This window comes from Corallococcus sicarius (assembly GCF_003611735.1).
Lineage (GTDB): Bacteria > Myxococcota > Myxococcia > Myxococcales > Myxococcaceae > Corallococcus > Corallococcus sicarius.
In genome coordinates this window covers 1-4,423 of the sequence record NZ_RAWG01000505.1, presented here as the reverse complement: position 1 = coordinate 4,423, position 4,423 = coordinate 1, and the positions used below count along the sequence as shown (strand labels likewise).

The following is a 4,423-nucleotide window of genomic DNA, read 5'->3' as shown; positions in this document are numbered from 1 at the left end:
GACCGACGCCGAGCAACCCGCCGCCGCCCAGGGCTTCCTGACGCTCGTCACCGAACCGTCCGCGCGCGTGTCCCTGGCAGGCCGCTCGCTGGGCGAGACACCCCTCACCAAGGTCGCCCTCCCGGTGGGCAGGCACACCCTGAGGCTCCAGGATGGAACGGGCCGGCCCCTGAAGCTCATCGTGGAGATCAAACCCGACGACACCACGTCCGTCCGGGTTCCCCTGGAGCTGCTGGCCAATCCCTGACGGGCGCTCGCGGCTTTCGCCCGCGGGCATGCAATCACCCCGGCGACCCTCGCGTACCCCAGGCATTCCGCCGGGACGTGCCCGTACGTCCCGCGCCACGCCTGGAGCCGACCATGAGGATCGCCCCGCTGTCTGTGATCGCCGCCTGCTGCCTCACCGTCGCCTGTACCGCCCACGCCGAGGAGGCCGGCTCCAAGCCTGGCAACACTGCGGGCGCCGGCGAGACGCGCCAGGTGGAGGACTTCCACGGCGTGGCCGTGGGCCACGGCATCCACGCCCAGGTGAAGGTGGGCCCCAAATCCGTCCGCCTCGAAGGGCCCGCCGAATCCCTCTCCCGCATCCGCCTGGTCGTGGAGGACGGCATCCTCACCACGGAGGTCGACCGCAAGGGGTTCTGGAGCGGCCTCAAGGGCAAGGTCCGCCTCATCGTGTCCTCCCCCAAGGTGACCCACGTATCGGCCAGCGGCGGCAGCCACATGGAAGCCGAAGCCACCGCGGCGGATGAGTTCGAGGCCGAGGCCAGCGGCGGCGCGGAGCTCAACGTGCGCGGCGTGGACGCGAGGGAGGTGGACACCGATGCCAGCGGCGGCGCCGAGGTCACGCTCGTCGGACGCGCGCAGAAGGTGGAAGCCGATGTCAGCGGCGGCTCGCAGCTCCACGTCCGGCAGCTCAAGGGTGTGACGGTCCTCGATGTGGAGGCCAGCGGCGGCGCCGTCGTGGAGGCGGATGCGCCCGGCACCGTCTCCGGTGAGGCCTCCGGCGGCAGCGTCATCCACCTCACCGCGCGCCCCCAGAACGTCAACGTCGAGGTCAGCGGCGGCTCGCGCATCGACTCCGGGAACTGAACCGGGACGAGGTTACCCGGGCCCCGGGATTTCCCCGGGGCCCGGACAGGCCCCCCATGCTGCAACGGAGTCGCCGCACACCGGACCTCCAAGGTCATCCGGGCGACCGCACTCCTTCCACACGAACGTCCGGCGCACGGGGGTGCTGTCAGACAGGCGCGTGGGCACCATGGAACACGCCCGGGTTCACCGAGCGCTTCACAGTCCCCAAGATATCGGGACTCCGTCCCAATCCCAAACACCGTCGGTGTCTTTCACCGCACCTGGAAGCCGGGACCGCCACACCGCCGGACGCCTGCCATCCCAGACGGTCCGTGGAACCCTTCCCACCCCGTTTGCACGGTGCGTCGTAAGAACGCAGCAGGTCGGATTCATCCAGCGATTCTAGAAAACTCCACAGATGTCGGACTCCGAGTCCCAGCCGCTCAGCGGGGCGGAGGGAAACGGTCCGCATTCTGACGTTCCAACATCCAGCCTGGGTACTCGGCGGGGAGCCGGGAGACGGCGTCCAACTGCTCCAGCTGCTTCGGGGTGAGGCGCAGCCCGGTGGCGGCGAGGTTGTCCTCCAACTGCTCCGCGGTCCTCGCGCCGAGGATGACGGTGGTGACGTGCGGCTGGTGCAGCAGCCAGGCGAGCGCCACGCGGGCCACGGTGGCGCCCTGCTCCTTCGCGATGCCGTCCATCACGTCGATGACGTTGTACGCGCGCTCGCGGTCCACGGGCGGGAAGTCGAAGACGGCGCGACGGGTGCCCTCGGGGCCCTTGGAGTCGCGGCGGTACTTGCCCGTGAGGAAGCCACCGGCCAGCGGGCTCCACACCATCAGGCCCACCTGCTGGTCCTTCATGAGCGGCACCAGCTCCCGCTCCAGGTCGCGCCCGGCGATGGAGTAGTACGCCTGCAGGGATTCGAAGCGCGCCAGGTGCTTGCTGTCGCTCAGGCCCAGCGCCTTCATCAGCTGCCACGCGGCCAGGTTGGACGCGCCCAGGTAGCGCACCTTGCCCTCGCGCACGAGGTCGTCCAGCGCGCGCAGCGTTTCGTCCAGCGGCGTGGCCGCGTCGTAGCCGTGGATCTGCAAGAGGTCGATGTGGTCGGTGCCCAGGCGCTGGAGGCTCGCGTGCACGGACTCGAAGAGGTGGTAGCGCGACAGGCCCACCTCGTTGACGCCCGGGCCCATGCGGCCGCGCACCTTGGTGGCCAGCACCACCTGCGAGCGCTTCGCCACGAGCGCCTTGCCCAGCAGCGCCTCCGACTGCCCGAACGAGTACACGTTCGCGGTGTCGAAGAAGTTGATGCCCGCGTCCAGGCACCGGCCCACCAGCGCGTCCGCCTCCGCCTGTCCCTGCTGCCCGATGTTCTTCCAGAAGCCCTCGCCACCGAACGTCATGGCGCCAAAACACAGTTCAGAGACAAACAGCCCGGTGCGACCCAGCGGACGGTAGTGCATGTGCGTGTCACCTTCGGTGGAATGGGAAGCGGCGCCTCCTGACAACGGGCCCCGCGCCGCGCCGCAGGAAGGCATGGAATGACGGACACCGCCCGGTTCGTGGGCTGGGATTTGACCGATCCGTTCGCCCGTTCACCTCGCCCCGTGGACGAAGCCGTGCTGGACGCCCAGGGCCGCGTGCGCTTCTCCCAGCGCAGCTGGCCCCGCGCGGACGCACGCCATGGGATGGACCCACGGGCGCTGGAAGCCCTGAGCAATCACAGACATGACTGCTGCCTCACCGGCCGCGCACCGCATCCTCGTGGTGATCATGCCCCGGTCCACCGAAGGTGCCCGGCCAGGGTGCCTCCGCGGGCTTGAGGCCGGGGATGGCGAAGCGCCGGAAGCGCGCCCGGCTGTAGGCGAACGGGGGATCGCAGTCCCCGCACGTCTCCGCCCCGTCCATCATCACCACGCTGTCCGGCCCCAGCTCCAGGAACTGCGCGGGCTGCGTCGTGCCCGACAGCGGGCACTGGAACACCTCGCTGCCGTCGCGCGCGCTCACCGCGAACATCCGGGGCCCGGTGCCCGTCATTCCCGTGCCCAGCACCACCGTCTCCGGCGGCAGCCCCGGCTGCGTCACCCACGTGGCCAGCCGCACCTCCGGCGCCACCGGCCCGGGCCAGCCCTGGAACGCGTACGTCCACGACGGCGCAAGCCCCGGCAGTCCATAGCCCTCCAGACTCCAGGCGCCCGTGCCTTCGTCCTGCGACGGCGAAGGGATGAGGCGCTCGGAGGTGGCCACCGCGCGGCCCAGCTGCCGGGGGAACTCGCGCGAGGCCACCGCCTGTCCATCCAGCGTGCGCAGGGCCTGCGTGGAGCGCTCGTTGAGCAGCAGCCCGTTCACGATGGCCAGCTCGCCGGCGCTGAAGGCCTCCGTCTTGCGCCAGCGCGGCACGCCGTCCTGCGAGAACGCCATCAGCAGCGTGGGCGCCCCCGGATACAGCGGCGCGCCGTCGTTCAACGTCTGTCCGAAGGCCAGGTACAAATCCCCCGCCGCGTCGGACGCCACGCCGAACGGGTGCGGGTGGTTGCACTCGGACAGCAGCGGATCCGCCAGCGCCTGCGCGGACACCATCTTCCCAAAGGCATCCAACACCACGAGGAAGTAGCTGCGGCACGACGTGTCACGTGTGGTGCCCGGCGGATATGCCTCGTAGAGCGCCGCCAGCCGGTCCGGCTGCATCACCCCCAGCCGCGCCATGAACAGCGTCGTCAGCCCCTTCGCGAAGTCCGGCCGCGCCACCGACAGGTCGAACGTCCACCGCGGCGCGCCCGTCACCCGGTCCAGCAGCGACACCTGCCCGGAGTTCGGCAGGTCCATGCACAACAGCCGGTCGTTCCACAGCATGCAGCGCCGCCCCGACACGCTCGCGCGCACCGGCAGCGGGCCCGCCGCGTCCAGCAGCGCCGGCACGAAGAAGCCCACCAGCGTCACGTCCCCGGTGGGGCCCACCAGCAGGTCGTGCAGGGCCTCGCCGTTGGAGGCCGCGTCGTACGTCCAGTCGGGGGCCAGCACCGTCGCGGCGGGGCGCTCGCACACCGACCCCTTGCACCGGCCCGGCCCCTGGCAGGGGCTCTGCGGCGTGCAGAGGAAGTAGTCCGGCGGATCCTTCACCTGGCACGTCCCGTCCAGGCACACGTCCGCCTCGTCACAGCCGCGCTTCGGTCCGCAGAAGGTGCCGTCCGGCGCCTTCGCCAGCCCGCACCCGAGCTTCGGGTGGGCGCCCCCGGATACAGCGGCGCGCCGTCGTTCAACGTCTGTCCGAAGGCCAGGTACAAATCCCCCGCCGCGTCGGACGCCACGCCGAACGGGTGCGGGTGGTTGCACTCGGACAGCAGCGGAT

At 70.9% G+C, this 4,423-nt stretch carries 4 protein-coding genes; 2 read left to right on the top strand and 2 right to left on the bottom strand.

The window, feature by feature from the left end; translation table 11 throughout:
* Together D7X12_RS39690 and D7X12_RS39685 are read left to right on the top strand one after the other, a co-directional pair.
* Positions 1–247, top strand: a 247-nt coding sequence (locus tag D7X12_RS39690; RefSeq protein WP_120630338.1) for a PEGA domain-containing protein, incomplete at its 5' end; no start/stop codon positions are given.
* 113 nt (positions 248–360) lie between these two features.
* Positions 361–1,092: a head GIN domain-containing protein gene (locus tag D7X12_RS39685; RefSeq protein WP_120630337.1), complete on the top strand. Its 732-nt coding sequence runs from the start codon at positions 361–363 to the stop codon at positions 1,090–1,092.
* Between the two features lie 425 nt (positions 1,093–1,517).
* On the opposite strand, the gene D7X12_RS39680 is transcribed toward D7X12_RS39685, so the two are convergent.
* Both D7X12_RS39680 and D7X12_RS39670 read right to left on the bottom strand, forming a co-directional pair.
* Positions 1,518–2,537 (bottom strand): aldo/keto reductase, encoded by a 1,020-nt coding sequence (locus D7X12_RS39680; RefSeq protein WP_120630336.1) that lies wholly within the window; start codon positions 2,535–2,537, stop codon positions 1,518–1,520.
* A gap of 277 nt (positions 2,538–2,814) precedes the next feature.
* Positions 2,815–4,218, bottom strand: coding sequence for a hypothetical protein (locus tag D7X12_RS39670; RefSeq protein WP_208719599.1), 1,404 nt, complete (start codon positions 4,216–4,218; stop codon positions 2,815–2,817).
* Positions 4,219–4,423: the final 205 nt, after the last annotated feature.

Coding starts and splice junctions, on each gene's coding strand:
- D7X12_RS39685 (WP_120630337.1), top strand. CDS start 361: ATGAGGATCGCCCCGCTGTCTGTGATCGCCGCCTGCTGCCTCACCGTC.
- D7X12_RS39680 (WP_120630336.1), bottom strand. CDS start 2,537: ATGCACTACCGTCCGCTGGGTCGCACCGGGCTGTTTGTCTCTGAACTG.